Here is a 19,730-nt window from a genome sequence, read left to right on the forward strand (position 1 = left end):
GACCTTCCGAGTGTGGAAGGTCTGCGCGTCCGGTGGGGTGTCGCCGGACGCGCTAAGAAATGATGATCACCTGTCGCGGGGTGGAGCGCGGGGTCGTCATGCCGGTCATCGTGCCACAGCGGGGCGGCTCACGGTAGTGGTGTCCAGATCCGCTGCCGTTGACAAGACGTACTTACTCGGTAAGTATTCGGTCGAACGTAGTTACCCAGTAACCAATCGATCGCTGGAAGCGGGGCCGCATGTCGATCCGTCAAGGGTTCCTCGCACTGCTCAGCGAGCAGCCGATGCACGGCTACCAGCTGCGTCAGGAGTTCGAACGTCGCACGGGCGGCGCGTGGCCGCTCAACATCGGGCAGGCGTACACCACGCTCGCGCGCCTGCAGCGGGACGGTCTCGTCGCTCCTGTCACGGGCAGCACCGAGGACTCGCCCGAGCAGTTCCGCCTCACCAACGACGGCGCTGCCCAGGCTCGGGTCTGGTGGGACACCGCCGTCGGGCGCGAGAAGCCGGGTCGCGACGAGCTGGCCATCAAGCTCGCCCTCGCGGTCACGGTCGCAGGGGTGGACGTCGCCGCCGTCGTGCGACGGCAGCGCGACGAGACGCTCCGCGCCCTCAGGGCCCTCACGAGGCAGAAGCGAGACCTCGACCCACGTACCGACCTGGCCCACTCCCTCGTGCTGGAGTCCCAGGTCTTCGCCGCGGAGGCAGAGGTGCGGTGGCTGGACCACGTCGAGGCCTCGGTCGCGGCGTACGCACCGGTGCCGACCGATGCGGCGACCCGCAGGAGCGGCACGACGACGAAGCCCACCCGGGCACTGACGAAGGAGAACGAGCGATGACCGTCCCGCTAGAGCTGAAGGGCGTCACCCGTGTCCATGGACGCGGCGCGGGCGAGGTGCATGCCCTGCGCGGCATCGACCTGACGGTCCGCGAAGGCGAGCTGGTGGCGGTCATGGGGCCGTCCGGGTCGGGCAAGTCCAGCCTGCTGAACGTCGCGGGCGGCCTGGACACCCCGACGTCGGGCAGCGTGCGCGTGGCCGGTACGGACATCGCACGCCTGGGGGCGCGCGAGCGCGCCGCCGTACGGCGGCGCGACGTCGGCTTCGTGTTCCAGGACCTCAACCTCGTACCCGCGCTCACCGCGGTGGAGAACGTGGCGCTCCCCCTGGAGCTGGACGGCGTGCGTCCGGGCGCCGCTCGGGCCGACGCCGAGGCCGCGCTCGCCGAGGTCGGGCTGTCCGAGGCGGCGAACCGGTTCCCGGAGGACCTGTCGGGCGGTCAGCAGCAGCGCGTCGCGATCGCGCGCGCCCTGGTGGGGCGGCGGCGGCTGGTGCTGGCGGACGAGCCGACCGGAGCGCTCGACTCCGTGACCGGCGAAGCCGTGATGCGCCTCCTTCGCGCGCGCGTCGACGCCGGTGCAGCGGGACTGCTCGTCACGCACGACGCGCGGTACGCGGCGTGGGCGGACCGTACGGTGCACCTGCGCGACGGCTTTGTGGCGGGGACCGACGGCGGGCTCGGCGCGGACCTCGACGAGCTGCAGGGAGCTGGCGCATGAGCGGCCGGGTCCCCGGCACGGACCGGCCGACCGCCGGAGTCCGGTACCGGCAGGCGCTCGGCCGCTGGCGGCTCGCGTTCCGGCTGGCACGACGCGACCTGCGGCGGCACACCGGCCGGGCCGTGCTCATCGCGGTGATGGTGGCGCTGCCGGTGGCAGCCGGGTCGTTCCTGGTGACCGCGCTGGAGTCGAACGAGCCCTACGCGCCGGCCGACGCCGAGGCAGAGCTCGGGCCCGGGCTGCAGGCGAAGATCGAGGGCATCGGCGGGCCGATCGAGCAGTTCCGGCGCGTGGACGGCGGGCAGTGGCTCTGGGGGCCCGTGGGCTGGAACACCTCCTACGAGGACGGTCTGACCTCCACGCCGTACGCCGACCTCGAGCACGACCTCGAACGTCTCCTGCCCGACGGTGACCGACTGGTGCGAGCGCTCAAGGGCGACGTCCGCCTGAAGGACGGCGAGGACGCCGCCATGTCCGTCGCCGTGCAGACCGACTTCACCGCACCCGACGTCGCGTCCCGGTTCCCGGTCCTCGAGGGCCGGCTCCCCCGCGACGGTGAGATCGCGGTCACCGAGCAGCACCGGGACCTGGGGTTCGACCTCGGTGACACCGTCGAGGTCACGTTCCAGGACGGCACGACGACCACCGCGACCATCAGTGGTGTCGCACCCCGGTACATCGACATGATCTCGCCGGTCCTCCTGCCGGAGCCCGGCCCGCTCGTCCCGCCGGAGGAGGTCACCTCGGCCGGCATCGACCTCCCGCTCTGGTACGTGACCGGTGACGAGCCCGTCACGTGGTCCGACGTCCAGGACCTCAATGCCGCCGGGGCGTTCGTGACCAGCCGCGACGTGCTCCTCGACCCGCCGGCGCCCGTGGCCGCCGAGCGAACATGGTCCGGCTACGTCGACTGGCAGTCCATCTCCGTGCTCGTCGCGCTGGTCCTGGTCGGGCTCCTGGAGGCGATCTGGCTCATCGGTCCGGCGTTCGCCGTCGGGGCGCGGCGCGACACGCGGTCGCTCGCCCTGCTGGCCGTCAACGGAGCACCCGCGGCGACCCTGCGCGCCGTCATGCTCGCCCGCGGCCTGCTGACCGGGGCGGTCGGGGCCGTGGTCGGCCTGGGCCTCGGGATCGCGGCGGCGGCGGTACTCGTCCAGGCGCTCCCCGACCGGCTGCCCGCGCTACGCCTGCCCGGAGCCTCGCTCGCCGTCGTTCTCCTGATCGGCGTCCTGCTCGCCGTCGCCTCCGCCTGGCCGCCCGCCCGGCGCGCGGCCCGCGCCGACGTCGTCACGGTGCTGGACGGGCGGCGGCCCGCGGTCTCGACCCCGCGCTGGCCCACCGTCGTCGGCGCGGCGGCAGCGGTCGGCGGCGTCGTCCTGGCCGTGGTCGCCGGCGCCCAGAAGTGGGTCATCGGGCTGGCCGCCGGCATCGTGGTCGCCGACCTCGGCCTCATCCTCGCCTGCGGCGGCATCGTCGCCCTGCTCGGCCGGGTCGCCCACCGGCTGCCCTGGACGTGGCGCTTCGCCCTGCGCGACGCCGCCCGGTACCGGACCCGTACCGTACCGGCCATCGCAGCCGTGCTGGTCGCCATGGCCGGAGCGTCCGCGGCACTGACCTACCTGGACGCCGAGGAGGTGGTCCTGGAGCTCCCGCAGTACCAGCCGTGGGCCTCGACCGGGACGGTGGCGCTGACGCCGGGCTACGGGCAGATCCCCGCCGAGGACGAGTCCGATCGGCTGCAGGGGGTCGTCGACGGGGCGCTCCCTGACGCAGGTCCGGTCCTGGCCGTCCCGGTGGCGGTGAACCCTGCCGACGCCACTGGCGGCGGAGGGGCAGACTCTCGCCGGGGCCTGATCGACGTGTCCGTCCACCCGGTCGATGCCGCCGACAGCGGCAGCCACCTGTTCGTCGACCTCGGCCGCTGGCCGGGCCCTGTCGTCACCGACGGGTCGGACCGGGAGCTGCTGCACGCGCTCGGCATCCCCGAGAACCACCTGGACGAGGTCGCAGAGGCGCTCGCCGACGGACGCCTCCCGCTGCCGTCCTCGCACGTCGACGAGAACGGGAACGCGAACGTGAGCGTGCGGGAGGCAGCCGGCGACGTCTCGCCCTCGAAGGACGTAGTGCTCCCCGCGGTTGTCGTCGGCAGCCCCGGGGAACAGATCCCGAACCTCCCGATCCTGCCCGAGGCTCTCCTCGACGAGCTCGGCGCAGAGTCCGCGACGGGTGCGTACCTGGTCGAGAACCCGGCGGTTCCGTCGGACGAACAGGTGACGCTCCTGCAGGCCCGGGCCGACGCCGAGCTCGTCGGCTTCGACGCGGACAGGGCCCTCAGGGTCGATGTCGAATCAGGCGAGCACCCGGATCAGTACGTCTCGAACCTGGTGGGAACGTTCGCCACACCGTGGAGCAACGACGCACGACCGGTCATGGGCCTGGCCATAGCGCTCGCCGCGGTGTTCCTGGCGCTCGTCGGAACCTGGTCGGCGGTGGCGCTGTCCGCTGTCGACGCCCGGCCCGACCTGGCGACGCTCGCCGCGGTGGGTGCTGGGCCGTCGGCCCGGCGGCGGGTGGTAGCCGCGCAGGCGGCGACGATCTCGGTGATCGGGTCGGTGCTCGGTCTCGTGGCGGGCACGCTGATCGGCGTCGGGTGGACGCTGCTGACCGCATACCCGCTCGCAGTCCCCTGGCGGCAGCTCGCCGCGCTCGCCGTCGCCGTCCCCCTCCTGGCCGCGGTCGCGGCCTGGACGGTGACCCGCTCCGGCGTCACCCTGACCCGCCGCCGTTCCTGACCTGCCACCATCCCCGCATCCGAGGGCCCGAGCGTGCACGCCATGTCCGGCGTGCACGCGGCGCGGCGCGTCCTGGCCCGAACGCGGCGCAACCCTCGTGAACAGCCTTCGTGACAACATTGGTGAACAGCGTCGGTGAGCAGAGCTCCTGAGCAGTGCTCCTGAGAGCGACCCGGACTTCTCCGTTGCGCGCCCTCCGGCAGCGGAGATATTCCGGCCGATGTCGCTTATCTCGCTTCTTCCGATGATGTTTGAACTTTTGTTTGCTAATCGGCATAAGTCCGGGATAGGTTGCTTGGGACGACGATGTCGATCCGGGGAGCGATGATGCACGAAGCCACTGCAAGCCACCATGCCGCCGAACGCACGGGAATCTGGTTCGTCGGAGCCCGTGGCTCCGTGGCCAGTACCGCAACACTAGGCCTAGCCGCCATTGCCGACGGACAGTCACCGCCGACAGGCTGTGTCACCGCACGAGAGCCGTTCGCCTCCGCGGGCCTGCCAGGGTTCGCGGACCTCGTGGTGGGTGGACACGACATCTCCTCCGTCACCATGACCAAGCGCGCGGAGTGCCTGGTCGAGACCGGGATGGTCCCACCGCTGCTGTTCGCCGCCGCCCACGACGCGCTCGAACGGGCGGACGCCGAGGTACGCCCCGGGTACGACCCGCACGGCGGCCCGGACGGCACCTCCCAGCAGGCCGCCGCCGAGCGCCTCGCCGCCGACATCACCTCGTTCCGCGAGCGGCACGCGCTGGCCCGCGTCGTGATGGTCGACCTCTCCTCGACCGAGGCGCCGGTGGTTCCCGCGCCCGAGCACGACGACCCCGAGGCCCTGCTCGTCGCCCTGGCCGACCCGGCACGCGCGGTGCTCCCGGCGTCGTCGGTCTCCGCCTACGCGGCGATCCTTGCCGGAGCCTCGTACGCCGCCTTCACGCCGTCCGCCGGGATGAGCCTGCCCGCCCTGGCCCGGCTCGCCCGCGAGCGCGGCGTCCCCGTCGCCGGACAGGACGGCAAGACCGGACAGACCTGGCTCCGCACGGTGCTGGCTCCCGCGTTCGCCGCGCGCAACCTGAAGGTGCTGTCCTGGTCCGGCACCAACCTGCTGGGCGGCGGCGACGGCGCCACGCTCGCCGACCCGGACGCCGTGCGCAGCAAGCTGGCCACCAAGTCCCGGGGCCTGACAGCGCTGACGGGGAGCGACACGACTCCGCTGCACATCGACAACGTGCCCGATCTCGGCGACATCAAGGTGGCCTGGGACCACGTGCACGTCGAGGGCTTCCTCGGTTCGCGGCTCACGCTGCAGACCACCTGGAGCGCCCACGACTCGATGCTCGCCGCGCCCCTCGTGCTGGACCTGGCGCGCCTGCTCGCGCTCGCCCACGCCGCGGGGATCAGCGGCGCGGTGCCGGAGCTGGGCTTCTTCTTCAAGGACCCGTGGCACTCCGACGTGCACGACGCGGCCGACCAGCACCGCGCACTCGAGGAATGGGTCCGCAGCGCCTCGGCGCAGGTCGAGCCATGACCTCGGTGTCCGGACAACCCCGGTTCAGACCCCGGTTCGACCCCCCGCTGCGGGAACCGTCGTCCGCCGAGCCGCAGGCCCGGAGCCTGACCCGCACCCCGGGGCCCAGCCTCGGCGACCTCGCCGAGCTGGTCCGCGCACCCGCCGCCCTGAGCGTCGTCGGCGACTCCCTGGCGGGCCTGGCCGCCGCGCGGGCCGGCACACCGACGCCGCTCCGCGGCCGCCACGCCCTGCTGCCGGTCGCGTCGGCCTGCCTCTACCTCGGCGGCATGGCCCTGAACGACTACGCCGACCGGCACCTCGACGCCGTCGAGCGCCCGGAACGGCCCATCCCCTCGGGCCGGGTGACACCACGCGGCGCGCTCGCGGTCGGTGCGGCGCTGACCGCCGGTGGCGTGGCAGCGGCGGGCATCGCCGGCGGCCGACGAGCGCTCGCGATAGCGGTGCCGCTCGCCGCCTGCGTCTGGACCTACGACCTGGTCGCCAAGGACCATCCGACCGGACCGGTCGTCATGGCCGCGTGCCGCGGGCTGGACGTGCTGCTCGGTGCAACGCCCGGGGACCTGCGGTCCGCGCTCCCCGCCGCCGCCGGCCTCGCCGCCCACACGCTCGGCGTCACCGTGCTCTCGCGTGGCGAGGTGCACGGCACGACGACGCGGGTCGCGGGCAGTGTCGCCGCCGGAACGGTCGTTGGCGCGGTCGCCGCGGCCGCCACGGGCAACCAGCGCGCCGTCGCCCGCTGGACGGCCGTCGCCGCCGCCGGTGCCTACGCCGCCGCGTGCCTGCCCGCACAGGTCCGCGCCGCGGCCCGGCCGACCGCGGCGAACGCCCGCACCGCCACCAGGTCCGGCATCCAGGCGATGGTGCCGCTCCAGGCCGCGTGGGCGGCACGCTCGGGGAGCCTCGGGACCACCGCGCTCCTGGCCGGCGTCGCCGCCGTCGGACACGGGCTGCGGCTGCTGGGCCGCGCACGCGGCCGGGCGGGGGTGAGCATCACGTGAGGCCGCCGTTCCTGCTGGGCTACGGCACCAACGGCTTCGGTGACCACCCTCTGCACACGGCGCTCGACGTGCTCGACGACGTCGGCTACGACGCCGTCGCGCTCACCCTCGGCTTCCCGCACCTCGACCCGTTCGCGCCCCTCGCGGGCGACGACGTCACGGCGCTGCGCGCCCACCTCGGGCGGATGCGCGGGGGTACCGGCGCCGCGGTGGTCGTGGAGACGGGCACCCGGTACCTGCTCGACCCGCTGCACAAGCACCGGCCCACGCTCGTGGACCGGGACGCCGCCCTGCGCATGCGCTTCCTCGAGCGGGCCATCGAGATCGCCGCGGAGCTCGACGCCCGCTGCGTCTCGTTCTTCTCGGGGATCCTGCCGTCCGACGCCGACCCCGCCGACGGCTGGGCCAGGCTGCGCGACCGCCTCCCGGCCCTGGTCGAGTACGCAGGCGAGCGTGGTGTGCGGCTCGCGGTAGAACCCGAGCCGGGCATGCTGGTCGAGACGGTCGACGACGCCCTGCGGCTCCTCTCCGACGTCGGCATGCCGCCCGAGCTGGGGATCACCGTGGACGTCGGGCACTGCCTGGTCGTGGAGCCGGAGGGGGTCGAGGGGGCGCTCCGTGCCGCCGCGCCCTACCTGAGCAACGTGCAGCTCGACGACATGCCCCGTACGCACCACGAGCACCGGCCCTTCGGCGAGGGCAGCATCGACCTGCCGATGGTGCTCGCCACGCTCGCCGACGTCGGCTACACGGGGGTCGCCGCCGTCGAGCTGCCCCGCCACTCGCACGACGCCCCCCGGCTCGCCCTCGACAGCCGCACCGCCCTGATGCGGGCGTGGGCCACCGTGACCGGCGGACCGACAGGTGAAAGGACCTAGGTCTTGAACACTGACAGCCACGTCGACCCCACCGGCGAACCGGGCGACCAGCCCGGCTCGGGCTGGCTCACGGAGGCCCTCACCGACGTCGCCCGTGACCCGGACAGCATCAGCCGGGCCTTCGCGTTCGCCGCCCGCCGGGTGGGCCGAGCGCCACGGCGGCCCGGCGCCGACCCGTCCGGCGTCGTCCACGGCACGGTCGACGACGCCGCCCGGGCAGCCCTCGTCGTCGCGCTCGCCGACGCCGTAGGTACGGGCCAGGACTGCGCGGAGCGCCTGGTGTCCCTCTACCGCCAGGGCGACGCGGCCGAGCGGCGCGGGGTGCTGCGAGGCCTGGACGCGCTGACGGAACGGGGCGACCTCGACCGCGCCGATACCGATACCGATACCGGCTCTGCCCGGCTCGTCGCCGCCGGCCTCGACCTCGCCGCGGACGCGCTGCGTACCAACGATCCGAGCCTCGTCGCGGCCGCCGTCGGCCCGTTCGGGTCCCGGTACCTCGACCAGCACACGTGGCGGCACGCGATCCTCAAGCTCGTCTTCCAGGGCGTGAGCCTTGACGCCGCGAGCAGCCTCGAGGCCCGGGCCGACGACGAGCTCGACCGCATGGCCCGCGACTTCGCGACCGAGCGCCGGGCGGCCGGACGCCCGGTACCCACCGATCTCGACCGCCTCACGAGTACCCCGCACAGCAGCACCCCGCTCAGCCGCACGAAGGAGTGACGATGCGCATCCTCGACCCGCACATCCACATGACGAGCCGTACCACCGACGACTACGAGGCCATGTACGCCTCGGGGGTGCGCGTCGTCGTCGAGCCCGCGTTCTGGCTGGGCCAGCCCCGCACCGGCGTGGGCTCGTTCACCGACTACTTCGACTCGCTGCTCGGCTGGGAGCGGTTCCGGGCCGCGCAGTTCGGCATCCGGCACCACGCGACCATCGCGCTCAACCCCAAGGAGGCGAACGACCCGCGCTGCCGCGAGGTGCTCGCCGAGATCCCGCGCTACCTGCTCAAGGACGGCGTGGTCGCCGTTGGCGAAGTCGGCTACGACTCGATGACCCCCGAGGAGGACGAGGTGTTCGCCGCGCAGCTGCAGATGGCCCGCGACGCCGAGCTCCCCGTGCTGGTGCACACCCCGCACCGCGACAAGCTCGCCGGAACGCGCCGCACCCTCGACGTCGTGGTCGAGTCAGGGCTGCCGCCCGAGCGGGTCCTGGTGGACCACCTCAACGAGACCAACGTCGCCCTGGTGCGCGACGCCGGGGCGTGGGCCGGGTTCTCGATCTACCCCGACACCAAGATGGACGAGGACCGCATGGTCGCCATCCTGCAGGAGTACGGGACCGAGCGGATGATCGTGAACTCCGCCGCCGACTGGGGCCGGTCCGACCCGCTCAAGACGGCCAAGACCGGGCACGCGATGCTCGCGGCGGGCTTCAGCGAGGACGACGTCGACAAGGTGCTGTGGCGCAACCCCGTCGCCTTCTACGGACAGTCGGGCAACCTCGTGCTGGACGCGGTACCGGGATTCACCGAGGGGGCCCCGCCCACCCCGGGCGTCGAGTTCGAGGGCTCGTCCGTGCTCCGCGGTGCGAGAGCCTGAGGGGACCTGACCATGCTGCTCTCCTACTGCACCAACGTGCACCCCGCCGAGGACCTCGACGGCGTGATCGACCAGCTCGCCCGCTACTCCGGCCCGGTGCGCGAGGCCGCAGGCCTCGACACGCTCGGCGTCGGCCTGTGGCTGCCCGCCGAGGTGGCGCACCGCCTGGACAGCTCTGCGGAGGACCGTGCGCGACTGCGCGCGGCGCTCGCCGAGCACCGGCTCCAGGTGCACACGCTCAACGCCTTCCCGTACGGCGGCTTCCACCGCGAGGTCGTCAAGCTCGCGGTGTACTCCCCCACCTGGGCCGAGCGGGCCCGCCTCGACTACGTGCTGGCGTGCGCCCGGGTGCTGGCCGATCTGCTGCCCGACGGCGCCACCGGGTCGATCTCGACCCTGCCGCTGGCGTGGCGCGCCCCCTGGACCCGCGCGGACGACGACGAGGCGACCAAGGCCTTCGCCACGCTGTCCGCCGAGCTGCGTGAGCTGGCGGTGCGCACCGGCCGGACCGTGCGCATCGCCGTCGAGCCCGAGCCCGGCTGCGTGCTCGACACGGTGGAGGACGTCGTCTCGTGGCTCGCCACGCGCACCGGGCCCGAATGGCCGGCCGACCGGCGGATCGACCCCGAGTACATCGGCGTCTGCCTGGACACCTGCCACCTGGCCGTCTCGTTCGCCGACCCGGCGGGCGCCGTCCGCCGGATCACGGACGCCGGCCTGCGCGTGGTCAAGGTACAGGCGTCCGCGGCGCTGGAGGTCGCGGACCTGTCCGCGCCGGGCGCGCGGGACGCCGTCGGCCGGTTCGTCGAGCAGCGCTACCTGCACCAGGTGCGCGAGCTCACGCCGTCGGGCGACGTCCTGGCCTCGGACGACCTGCCAGTGGCGCTCGGGAACGCCGACCGCCGTCCTGGCCTGCCGGGCGAGGGCCCGTGGCGCGTGCACTTCCACGTGCCCCTGCACCACGAGCCGGCAGCGCCGCTGGCGGCGACGACCGAGGTGCTGCGCGACGCCGTCGCAGCGGTCCAGGCCGCACCGCACGGCGGTGAGGCGCACCTCGACGTCGAGACGTACACCTGGTCGGTGCTGCCGGACGGCGTCGACGGGGGTCCGAAGGGCGGCGTGCAGGGCGAGGCCGGCCTGGTCGCCGGGATCGCGGCGGAGCTGCGGTGGGCCAGGAAGCACCTGCTGGGCGACCCCGCGGAGGGCGCTGCCTCCACCACACCTGTCACCACCACGGAAGGAGTCGACGCATGAGGCCTGTCCTGCTGCTCGACGTCGTCGGGCTCACCGCCCGTGCCCTCGCCCACATGCCGCGCCTGCGCCGGCTCGCCACGTCGGGCTGGCAGTCCGAGCTCGCCACCGTGCTGCCCGCCGTGACGTGCAGCGTGCAGTCGACGATGCTCACCGGCCTGATGCCCGCACAGCACGGGATCGTCGGCAACGGGTGGTACTTCCGCGAGCTGGGCGACGTGTACCTCTGGCGCCAGCACAACAAGCTCGTGGCGGGCGAGAAGGTCTGGGAGACCGCCCGCCACCGCGACCCGGCCTACCAGGCCGACAACGTGTGCTGGTGGTACGCGATGGGCATGACCACAGATCTCACGATCACCCCCCGTCCGATCTACCACGCCGACGGGCGCAAGTCGCCGGACGGGTACATCCGGCCGGCCGCGATGCACGACGACCTGGTGGGCCGGTTCGGCGACTTCCCGCTGTTCCAGTACTGGGGGCCGACGGCGTCGATCGCGTCCACGCAGTGGATAGTGAACGTGACCCGGCACCTGCTGCGCACCCGGAAGTCCCAGCTCACCACGGCGTACGTGCCGCACCTCGACTACGACCTGCAGCGCTTCGGGCCGACCTCGCCAGAGGCCGACCGGGCGGCGGCCGACCTCGACGCCGCGCTGACGCCCCTGCTGGACGACGCCGAGGCGGCGGGCGTCACCGTCGTGGCGGTCTCGGAGTACGGCATCGGGCCAGCGAACCAGCCGGTGGACATCAACCGGCTGCTGCGGCGCGAGGGCTTCCTCGAGGTCTACACGCAGGACGGTCGCGAACAGCTCGACCCGTGGACGTCACGCGCGTTCGCCGTCGCCGACCACCAGGTGGCGCACGTGTACGTCGACGACCCGTCGGACGTGACCCGCGTGGCGGACCTCCTGCGGGGCGTGCCCGGCGTCGACGATGTGCTCGACCGCGAGGCGCAGGCGAAGTACGGCCTGGACCACGAGCGGGCGGGCGAGCTGGTCGTCGTGGCCGAGCCAGGTGCCTGGTTCACGTACTACTACTGGCTCGACGACGACCGCGCGCCCGAGTTCGCGCGCGGCGTCGACATCCACCGCAAGCCGGGCTACGACCCCGCCGAGCTGTTCTTCAACCCCGCCGACCCGCTCGCCAAGGCGAAGGCCGGCATGAACCTGGTGCGCAAGAAGCTGGGCCTGCGGTATGCGATGGGCACCACCCCGCTCGACGCGTCGTACGTCCGCGGGACGCACGGCCGCCTGCCCGACTCGTCGGCGGACACGCCGCTCGTGCTGTGCTCGGACTCGGAGGTGCCGTCGTCCGTCGCGTCCTGGGTCGACGACGACACCGGCCAGGTCCCCGCCACCGCCGTCAAGAACCTGGTGCTGGACCTCCAGGGGATGCGGTAGCCGTTCGGGAGTGGCAGCGTTCAGATCAGTGGGGTGACCTGAGCACCTGCCACTCTCCAGTCCTTTAGCCGCCTGCCGTGCGGTCAGAGCCGATCCGTGGTGGAGTGGACATAGGGCTCACAACCGGGAGGTACCACGATGAGTGACCCGAACCGCCCGTATAGCGCCGACTACGGTGAGCAGCCGCAGCCGGTCCGTCCACCGCCGGCCCAGACGCCTGGCACCCCGACCCAACCAGTGGGCCAGCTGCCCGACGGCGCTGCCGTCCAGCCCGTCACGTCCGGCACCGAGAACCCTCGCCTCGGCCTCGAGGTAGGCCGGTTCTGGGCCGGGGCGCTGGCGACGACGCTCGTTGCGGCCCTCATCGGGGTGGCCGCGCACTTCATCCTCGAGGCGGTCCTGAACCTCGACGTCCGTGCGCAGGCCGACCTGTTCGGCACCGGCTCCGAGCTGCTGGGCTGGGTGGTGGCGGGCGTGCTCTTCGCACTCGCGGCGGCAGCCGTGCTCTATCTGCTCGTGATGAGCACACCGCGTCCCCGCTCGTTCTTCGGCTGGGTGGTCACGATAGGCACCGTCGTCCTCGCCGCCGCGCCGTTCGCGGGCCAGTTCGAGCTCGTGCCGTCCATCCTCGCCGCGATCGTCTGGATCATCATCGGCTCTGCGGTCTGGTCGCTCCTCACGGGCACCCTGAGCCGAACGGTCGTCCGCCGCACCTCCTGACCGCCCGTCCCGGTCGTCGAGTGCTGGGTATCTGCAGGTCTGCCGCGCAGAGTCACAGATACCCAGCACTCGACGGCTCGGGAACCGTCAGGTCAGGTGCCTGTGACCGTGCTTCCCGTTCTGGTCAGCGTGTACTGGACCGTGTCCCCGCTCCAGAAGTGGAACGTCAGGTGGACCGTCCCGTCGTGCACCTCGGCGAAGAACTCCGGGGTGAGGGTGATGGTCCCTGCGCCGTAGTCCGGCGCGAACGTCACGTCGAACTCCTTGTACGAGGTCCAGCTCTGCGGCCCCGCGACCGACCCGTCCGCGTACCGCGCCTCCATCGTCGCGAGCAGGTCGCCCGTGAACGACGTCGGGATCGCGAACGCCGCCGTCGTGCCCGAGGCGTCCCGCAGCACAGGCGTCTCCTGGTTGATGACGCGAACCGTCCAGGGCACACCGCCGGAGAACCGGACCACCAGCTCTCCGGCCGGTCCCGGCGTCCGGTCGCCCGCGAGCCGCTGCAGCAGCGCGGCGGACAGCGTGAGCCGGTCGCCGGTGACGGTGTAGTCGGTCCCGGCGGCCAGCTCCTCGCCGTCGTGCAGGAGGGCCTCGAAGCTGGTCCCGTTCGGGCTGAGCGTCAGGCTCTGGGCGCCGACGGCGCCCGAGGCGGGCACGAACACCAGGTCCGACGACGCCGTCCCGGAGCGCTCGGTCCAGCTCGACTCGATCTGCTCGAACAGCGCGGTGTCCTGCCACGTGTGGGCGGTACGGTCGAAGTGCTGCCCGTTGTCCCAGAGCATCGTCGTGATGCCGCGCTCGCGCGCCGCGTACCCGAGGTACTCGAAGAACTTGAGCTTCTCGCCCTGCTCAACGGTCCCTGTGTGCCGGTCGAACCCGAGCAGCCCGTACTCCCCCAGGAGCACCGGCACGCCGCGGGCGACGAACGCCGTGTGCACCCGGTCGAAGGTGTCCGTGACGTCCTGCTGCACCTCGGCGTCGAACCGGGTGTACCCGGCGATGTTCACGCTGAACGGCCAGAACCCGTAGTAGTGCACCGTCGCGATGAGGTTCGGGTCGTCCAGCGCCGCGATCTGGGTGGCCAGCGCGTCGATCTTGGCCGGCTCGGACCCGGTGTTCAGCGTGGGGAGCACCAGCGGCCGGGTGGCGTTCCCGCCGCCGGAACCACGCACGACGCCGTGGAACACGTCGTTGAGCTCAGCCAGCAGCTCAAGGTTCGCGGCCTCTCCCGAGCTGCCGGTGAACTGGGGCTCGTTGACGCTCTCGAACAGCAGCCGCCCGTCGGCGCCCCGGAACCGGTCGGCGATCTGGGTCCAGGTGTCGGTGTAGCGGTCGAGCACCGCGTCGTGGTTCGTGGGCATGGTGTTCACCCACTGCCAGGAGTCGTGGTGGATGTTGATCAGCACGTAGAAGCCGTCCTCCAGCGCCCAGCCCACCACCTCCTCGACCCGGTCGAGGTACGCCTGGTCGATGGTGTGGTCCGGCGCCCCGCCCTGGTGCTGGCCCCAGGTGACGGGGATCCGGATGCTGTTGAAGCCCTGGGCGCGGACCTGGTCCAGGAGCTCCTCGGTCACTCGCGGGTTGCCCCACGACGTCTCGTCGGCGCCGGTCGCGTCGAAGCTGTTGCCCAGGTTCCAGCCCGGCTGCATGTCGGCGGCGACGTCCGCGACCGTGTCCTTGTCCTTGTGCTTGCACCTGTGGTGGTGCCGGTGGTCGTGCGGCTCCGGGAGCGCGGCCCGCGAGGCGACGCTGCCGGGTTCGGGACCGCTGGCCGTTCCGGCCCCGGCCGCCGGAGCGACCGAGGCGAGCGTGAGTGCGAGGCCGGCGACGATGCCGGCCAGGGTGCGCGCAGTTCTCTGCATGACGAGGCCCTTCTCGTGTGCACCTGTGGGAACGCTCCCATGGTCGGGGCGACCCTGGGTGAAGTCAAGGCTTATGAGTAACCGGTTTCCGCTGGCTGCCGCGTGAGCGGGCCGGTGTCCAGCGGCAGACAGCCGTGCTCGCTCGTTCTTGCGCGGAGGGCGCAGGCGCGGGCGCGTGTCAGTGGTGCGAAGTAGGGTGGTAGTCGAACAAGAGTTCGTTACGTTGGCGCCGTCGATCAGCATTATTGATTGAGGGATAAGACTGGGGGTGTGGTGGTATGGGTGAGGGACTGCACGACGACAGCGTGGCCAGCGGGCTCCTGGACTACCCCTTCCGGCATGATGGATGGCGGTCGCCTCACGATGTCGCACCGGACGATCTGGCTGATGCCGTCGGGCCGGACTGGCCGCCGGACGCGGTGCCGATCGCACTGTGGCCGGTTGAGACTCTGCGGCGAGCACTGACCGAGGCACCAGGTGCGCAGCTGGCTCGCGTGGTCGCCGAGACCGTGGACCGGGCGACCGAGCTGGATCCCGACCGGCTGGCCGAGCTGTCCGATGACGCGTTGGGTGATCTGGTCACGGCGTGTGGGCGGCTGCAGTCCTGGGCCGCGGGTGTGCAGGCCCGGGTCGTGGCCGAACGCGCCGCCCGGGAGTCCCACGCGCTCGCGCACGCCTCGCTGGTCGGACAGGTCACCAGCGAGCTCGTGATCACCGAGAGCGAAGCCGCCGAGGTCGTGATCCGCGGGGAGTCCGGTGCCCAGCACCCCACCGTGATCACCGCACTGATCACCGGCCGTATCGATGTCCGTAAAGCGCACACCCTGCTGCGCTCGGCGTCGCAGCTGACCTTGGCCGAGCGGGCCGAGGCGATCGAGCGGTTCCTTCCCCAGGCACCCCGCCGGACGTGGAAGTGGCTACAGACCCGGATGCTCGCATTCGCCAAGGACCGCCACGGCGCAGCACAGACCGCGAAAGCCGCAGCAGAACAACGGTGTGTCCAGCTCGACCGCGCCGAGAACGACATGGGCTGGCTCTCCGCCTACCTGCCCGCCACGGACGCCGCCGCCGTGTGGGGTGTCCTGGACGACATGGCCCACCAGCTACGCCACACCACAGGCGAGGACCGCACCCTCGGGCAGCTGCGCGCCGACTCCCTGACCGGGATCATCACCGGCCGACTCCTACCCGCCGACCGCTTCACCCAACCCGAGACCGAACCTGAGACCGACGCAGAGCCATCTACCAAGCCCGCGACCGAGCCCACTACCAAGCCCGCTACCGAGACTCGTGCGAACGCCGCAGACAGCGACTCGAACGACCACACCAAGGGCGGAACGAGCAGCAGTGGAACGAATGATGGACCCGCGTGCACGTGTGGTGGCCGCGCGCCCGTGCAGCAGGTCGTAGTCCAGGAGATCGTGCAGCCCGTGCGGATCGCGCCGACCCGCCCGGTCGTGCGAGTCACCCTCCCCGCCAGTGCGCTGCTCGGCCTGGACCAGGCACCCGGACACCTGGACGGCTACGGCCCCATCCCCGCCGAGACCGCCCGCATCATCGCGACCGACGCCACCTGGCAACGCCTGCTGACCGACCCCGTCACCGGGATCCTGACCGACTACTCCACCACGACCTATCAACCGGGCAAGGTGCTGCGGGCCGCGGTCGAGGCCAGGGACGGGACCTGCACCTTCCTGTGGGGCTGCGACAGACCCGCGAGCCGCTGCGACCTCGACCACATCCAGCCTTTCGACCACGACCACGACCACGAGAACAACCACGGAAGCGAGAACAGGAGCAGGAACGGAGACGACCGGCGGGGACAGACCAACGCCCACAACCTGCACGCCCTGTGCCGCAAGCACCACCTGCTCAAGACCCATGCCGGCTGGGGCATCGTCCGCGACCCCGAGACCGGGATCACGACCTGGACCACTCCGACGGGCCGCGTCCACACCCGGCCGCCCACCGTCCTGGACACCCACACCGACCTCGACCAGATCGACCCCGACACCAGCCACGACCTGTCCCTGCGCGCCCTGACCGGTCAACGGCTCCCACGCCAGTACGTCACCACCGAACCCGGCACAACACCCACCAACCCGACCAGCCCGCCCGACCTCGACGAACCACCCTTCTAAGCGAGCCCCGCGTCGCGTGCCGCGATCGCCGCCTGGACGCGGGACGTCACGCCCAGCTTGGCGAGCACGCGCGAGACGTGAGTCTTCGCGGTGGCCTCGCTGATCATCAGCTCGGCGGCGAGCTGAGCGTTCGACAGGCCGCAGCCGAGGCCTGCGAGCACGTCGCGCTCCCTCGGCGTCAGGTCAGCGGGCAGGGGCCGCACCGGGCCGTCCCGGCGACCGCCGCCGTTCCGTTCCGGCGGCGCCGACAGCTCCGCGATGAGCCGCCGGGTGACCTCGGGCGCCACCACGCCGTCACCGGCCGCGACATGCCGGACGGCGTCCACCAGCGCCGTCGTCTCGGCGGTCTTCAGGAGGAACCCCGCTGCTCCGGCCCGCAGGGCGCCGAACACGTACTCGTCCAGGTCGAACGTGGTCAGCACCAGGACCTCCGACAACCCCTCCTCGACGATCTGCCGGGTTGCGGTCACGCCGTCCGTCCCGGGCATCCGGACGTCCATGAGCACGACGTCGGGGCGCAGCGCCCGCGCGTTCGCGACCGCTACCGCGCCGTCACCGGCTTCGCCAACCACCTCGATGTCGTCGGCCGTAGCGAGCAGCATGCGCAGGCCCGCACGGATCGCCGCGTGGTCGTCGGCGAGCAGGACGCGGATCATGCGCGCAGCCCCGGTGCCCGGCCGTCCGACGGCACCCGGTCGAGCGGCCCGGGATCCGCGTCAGCATCCGAGTCAGCACGGTCGGGCAGCGGCAGAGCCGCGCGCACGCGCCAGCCTCCGGCCGCAGGACCGGGCTCAGGCCCGGCCGCGAACGTCCCGCCGAGGGACTCGACGCGCTCGCGCATCGACAGGAGCCCGAGGCCGGTACCGCCGCCGACGTCGGCCGGGTCGGGAGCGCTGCCGGGACGCACCCCGTCGTCGTGCACCCCGAGCTCGAGGCTGTCGCCCGCCGCGACACGAAGCTCCGCGCGGGCACCGCCGTGCTTGAGCACGTTGGTGAGCGACTCCCGCACGACCCGGTACACCGCGTGGTCCACCGCTGCGGGCAGCACGGTGCCACCGGTCAGGACACCGTCGGGATCGGTCACCACCAGCTCCAGTCCCGCGAGCCGCACCTGCTCCAGCACGGGGGCCAGCTGAGCGACGCGCGGCGCGGCCAGCAGGTTCGAGCCGCCCGCGCCGGACGCCGGCCCGTCGTCCGCTGCCGCACCACCGTGCGCCTGCCCGCCCTGCCCGCCCTGCCCGGTCTCGGCGGCCAGCACCCGGATCATGGCCTGCATGTCCTGCAGGGAGGCCAGGCTCTCGGCCCGGATGCTGCGCAGCGCCGCACGGTCGCGCTCCGCCTCGGCAGGGCCCGCGAGCGCCGCGCCCGAGGTGATGGTGATCGCGGACAGGTGCGAGGCGACGACGTCGTGCAGGTCGCGGGCGACGGTGGTGCGCTCGGCGCGGACGGCGTCGTGCCTGGCCGCCTCGGCGAGGCTGAGGAGCGCGGTGCTGCGCTCCCGCTCGAGCCGTCCGCGCTCGTGCGCCGCCGCAGTCAGCTCGCGGCCCTGCCGCACGTTCCCGCCCCACCACATGGGCATGACGAGAAGTGCCGTCACCTGGAGTCCGGAGAGCACCGCCGCCCGCAGGTCGCCCGTCATCGTGCCGACGACGATCAGCAGTGCGAGCGAGGCGAGGGCGACCCCGATGGCCGTGATCCGCCGCGCCACCGGCCGGCCGTGCAGGTGGACCGCGTACAGGGACTCCCACACGATCACGAACAGGCCGACGCTCCCACCGAGCGCGATGTCGGCGCCGAGAGCGAGCGTTGCGACCGCGAGCGCCCCGAGGGGCCGCGTCCGGCGCCAGACCAGTGCGGTGCAGCCGACGACGGCGGGCACGGCGAACCACCAGGACGGCATGTTCGCCGGTCCGTCCCAGGTGATCCTGACGAGGCCCAGCGCGTCGAGCGCGAGCGCGACGAGGAGCAGGCCGGCAGCCGTCATGACATCGCCGCGCCGGTTCTCGGCCGTGTAGACCTTGGAGACGGACGCGAACAGGTCGGACGCACGGAGCATGCCCCATCTCAGCACGACGGGGCGCGGCCCGGGTCATCCGAAAGATGTACCGGGACTCGGCGGTTCGGCCGATGTACCCGGCCGGGGCCTGCCCCAGGCTTGTCGCATGGACTTCCTCTCCGCCGAGCTCACTGGCACCGCACTGGTCGGCGCCCTGGCCGTGCTCGCGCTCATCGACTCCACGAGCTTCGGGACCCTGCTCATCCCCGTGTGGCTGCTCATGTCGCCCGGACGCGTGCGCGTGGGGCGGATGCTGGTGTATCTGGGGTCGATCGCGGGGTTCTACGCGCTGATCGGGCTGGCGATCCTGCTGGGGGCCGGTGCGCTGAGCGACACGCTCACGACCCTGTCCAGCACCCTCCCGTTCCTGGTCGTGCAGCTGGTGATCGGCGTGGGGCTGTTCGCATGGAGCTTCAAGCTGGAACCGGTCGGTGGCCGCAAGCCCGTCGGCACGGGCGCGGTGACCGGGGCCGGGGCGGAGAGCGGGGCCGTCGCCGAGAGCGGGGCTGCGGCAGGAGCCGGTGCTGGAGCGAGCGAGCCGGCGGCGCGGGCGGGACGGCTGGGACGCTGGCGCGAGCGGGTCCTCGGGAGCGAGAGCGGCAGCAGAAGCGCACTGGCCCTGCTCGCCGTCGGAGCCGGGCTGGTCGAGGTCGCGACGATGCTTCCGTACCTGGCGGCGCTCGGGCTGATCGGGACACAGGGCCCGGGCTGGCCGACGTCGGGCCTGTGGATCCTGGCGTACTGCCTGGTGATGATCGCGCCGGCTCTCGTGCTGACGGCGGCGCGGGTGTTCGCGGCGCGGCTCGTGGAGCGTCCGCTCGGACGGCTGGACACCTGGCTCACCAAGAACGCGGCGAGCACCACCGCATGGGTGGTGGGGATCGTGGGCTTCCTCGTCGCGCGCGACGCGATCGGCCGGCTCTGGGGCTGAGCGGCGCTC

General features: G+C 72.6%; 16 protein-coding genes. 13 read left to right on the top strand and 3 right to left on the bottom strand.

Going from position 1 to position 19,730, the window contains the following annotated elements; translation table 11 throughout:
• The first annotated feature begins 239 nt into the window (after nucleotides 1-239).
• From APR04_RS20915 to APR04_RS20965, 11 genes are all read left to right on the top strand, one after another.
• Nucleotides 240-839, top strand: a complete 600-nt coding sequence (locus APR04_RS20915; RefSeq protein ID WP_253873881.1) for a PadR family transcriptional regulator — start codon at nucleotides 240-242, stop codon at nucleotides 837-839.
• Complete coding sequence (locus APR04_RS20920) at nucleotides 836-1,558, top strand: ABC transporter ATP-binding protein (RefSeq protein ID WP_253873883.1); 723 nt, start codon at nucleotides 836-838, stop codon at nucleotides 1,556-1,558. Before APR04_RS20915 ends, APR04_RS20920 begins: the two co-directional genes overlap by 4 nt.
• On the top strand, nucleotides 1,555-4,350 hold the full coding sequence (locus tag APR04_RS20925) for an FtsX-like permease family protein (protein ID WP_253873885.1): 2,796 nt from the start codon (nucleotides 1,555-1,557) through the stop codon (nucleotides 4,348-4,350). Before APR04_RS20920 ends, APR04_RS20925 begins: the two co-directional genes overlap by 4 nt.
• 327 nt (nucleotides 4,351-4,677) lie before the next feature.
• Complete coding sequence (locus tag APR04_RS20930; protein ID WP_253873887.1) at nucleotides 4,678-5,877, top strand: inositol-3-phosphate synthase; 1,200 nt, start codon at nucleotides 4,678-4,680, stop codon at nucleotides 5,875-5,877.
• The gene (locus APR04_RS20935; RefSeq protein WP_253873890.1) at nucleotides 5,874-6,878 is read left to right on the top strand and encodes an SCO3242 family prenyltransferase; all 1,005 of its coding nucleotides are present in this window, start codon (nucleotides 5,874-5,876) and stop codon (nucleotides 6,876-6,878) included. Before APR04_RS20930 ends, APR04_RS20935 begins: the two co-directional genes overlap by 4 nt.
• Nucleotides 6,875-7,756: a sugar phosphate isomerase/epimerase family protein gene (locus APR04_RS20940; protein ID WP_253873893.1), complete on the top strand. Its 882-nt coding sequence runs from the start codon at nucleotides 6,875-6,877 to the stop codon at nucleotides 7,754-7,756. Before APR04_RS20935 ends, APR04_RS20940 begins: the two co-directional genes overlap by 4 nt.
• Nucleotides 7,757-7,759: 3 nt before the next feature.
• Nucleotides 7,760-8,479 carry an EboA domain-containing protein gene (locus APR04_RS20945; protein ID WP_253873895.1) on the top strand — a complete coding sequence of 240 codons (720 nt, stop codon included), beginning with the start codon at nucleotides 7,760-7,762 and terminating at the stop codon, nucleotides 8,477-8,479.
• Between the two features lie 2 nt (nucleotides 8,480-8,481).
• Entirely contained in the window at nucleotides 8,482-9,360 is an 879-nt protein-coding gene (locus tag APR04_RS20950; RefSeq protein WP_253873898.1) for a TatD family hydrolase, read from the top strand.
• A gap of 12 nt (nucleotides 9,361-9,372) precedes the next feature.
• Nucleotides 9,373-10,614, top strand: a complete 1,242-nt coding sequence (eboE, locus tag APR04_RS20955; RefSeq protein ID WP_253873900.1) for a metabolite traffic protein EboE — start codon at nucleotides 9,373-9,375, stop codon at nucleotides 10,612-10,614.
• Entirely contained in the window at nucleotides 10,611-12,011 is a 1,401-nt protein-coding gene (locus APR04_RS20960) for an alkaline phosphatase family protein (RefSeq protein ID WP_253873902.1), read from the top strand. The genes eboE and APR04_RS20960 overlap by 4 nt, the downstream gene beginning before the upstream one ends.
• A 138-nt stretch (nucleotides 12,012-12,149) precedes the next feature.
• On the top strand, nucleotides 12,150-12,731 hold the full coding sequence (locus APR04_RS20965; RefSeq protein WP_253873904.1) for a DUF6069 family protein: 582 nt from the start codon (nucleotides 12,150-12,152) through the stop codon (nucleotides 12,729-12,731).
• 92 nt (nucleotides 12,732-12,823) lie between these two features.
• Here APR04_RS20965 and APR04_RS20970 read toward each other — a convergent pair whose 3' ends face one another.
• Nucleotides 12,824-14,593 (bottom strand): cellulase family glycosylhydrolase, encoded by a 1,770-nt coding sequence (locus APR04_RS20970; protein ID WP_253873906.1) that lies wholly within the window; start codon nucleotides 14,591-14,593, stop codon nucleotides 12,824-12,826.
• Between the two features lie 278 nt (nucleotides 14,594-14,871).
• Here APR04_RS20970 and APR04_RS20975 point away from each other — a divergent pair, with 278 nt between their 5' ends.
• Nucleotides 14,872-16,734 (top strand): HNH endonuclease signature motif containing protein, encoded by a 1,863-nt coding sequence (locus APR04_RS20975; RefSeq protein WP_253873908.1) that lies wholly within the window; start codon nucleotides 14,872-14,874, stop codon nucleotides 16,732-16,734.
• Here APR04_RS20975 and APR04_RS20980 read toward each other — a convergent pair.
• Nucleotides 16,731-17,390: a response regulator gene (locus APR04_RS20980; protein ID WP_253873910.1), complete on the bottom strand. Its 660-nt coding sequence runs from the start codon at nucleotides 17,388-17,390 to the stop codon at nucleotides 16,731-16,733. The genes APR04_RS20975 and APR04_RS20980 overlap by 4 nt on opposite strands.
• Complete coding sequence (locus APR04_RS20985; protein ID WP_253873912.1) at nucleotides 17,387-18,790, bottom strand: sensor histidine kinase; 1,404 nt, start codon at nucleotides 18,788-18,790, stop codon at nucleotides 17,387-17,389. Before APR04_RS20985 ends, APR04_RS20980 begins: the two co-directional genes overlap by 4 nt.
• Nucleotides 18,791-18,896: 106 nt before the next feature.
• Between APR04_RS20985 and APR04_RS20990 the strand changes: the two genes are divergently transcribed.
• Nucleotides 18,897-19,721 (top strand): GAP family protein, encoded by an 825-nt coding sequence (locus APR04_RS20990; protein ID WP_253873914.1) that lies wholly within the window; start codon nucleotides 18,897-18,899, stop codon nucleotides 19,719-19,721.
• Nucleotides 19,722-19,730: the final 9 nt, after the last annotated feature.

Source organism: Promicromonospora umidemergens (assembly GCF_024171995.1).
GTDB lineage: Bacteria > Actinomycetota > Actinomycetes > Actinomycetales > Cellulomonadaceae > Promicromonospora > Promicromonospora umidemergens.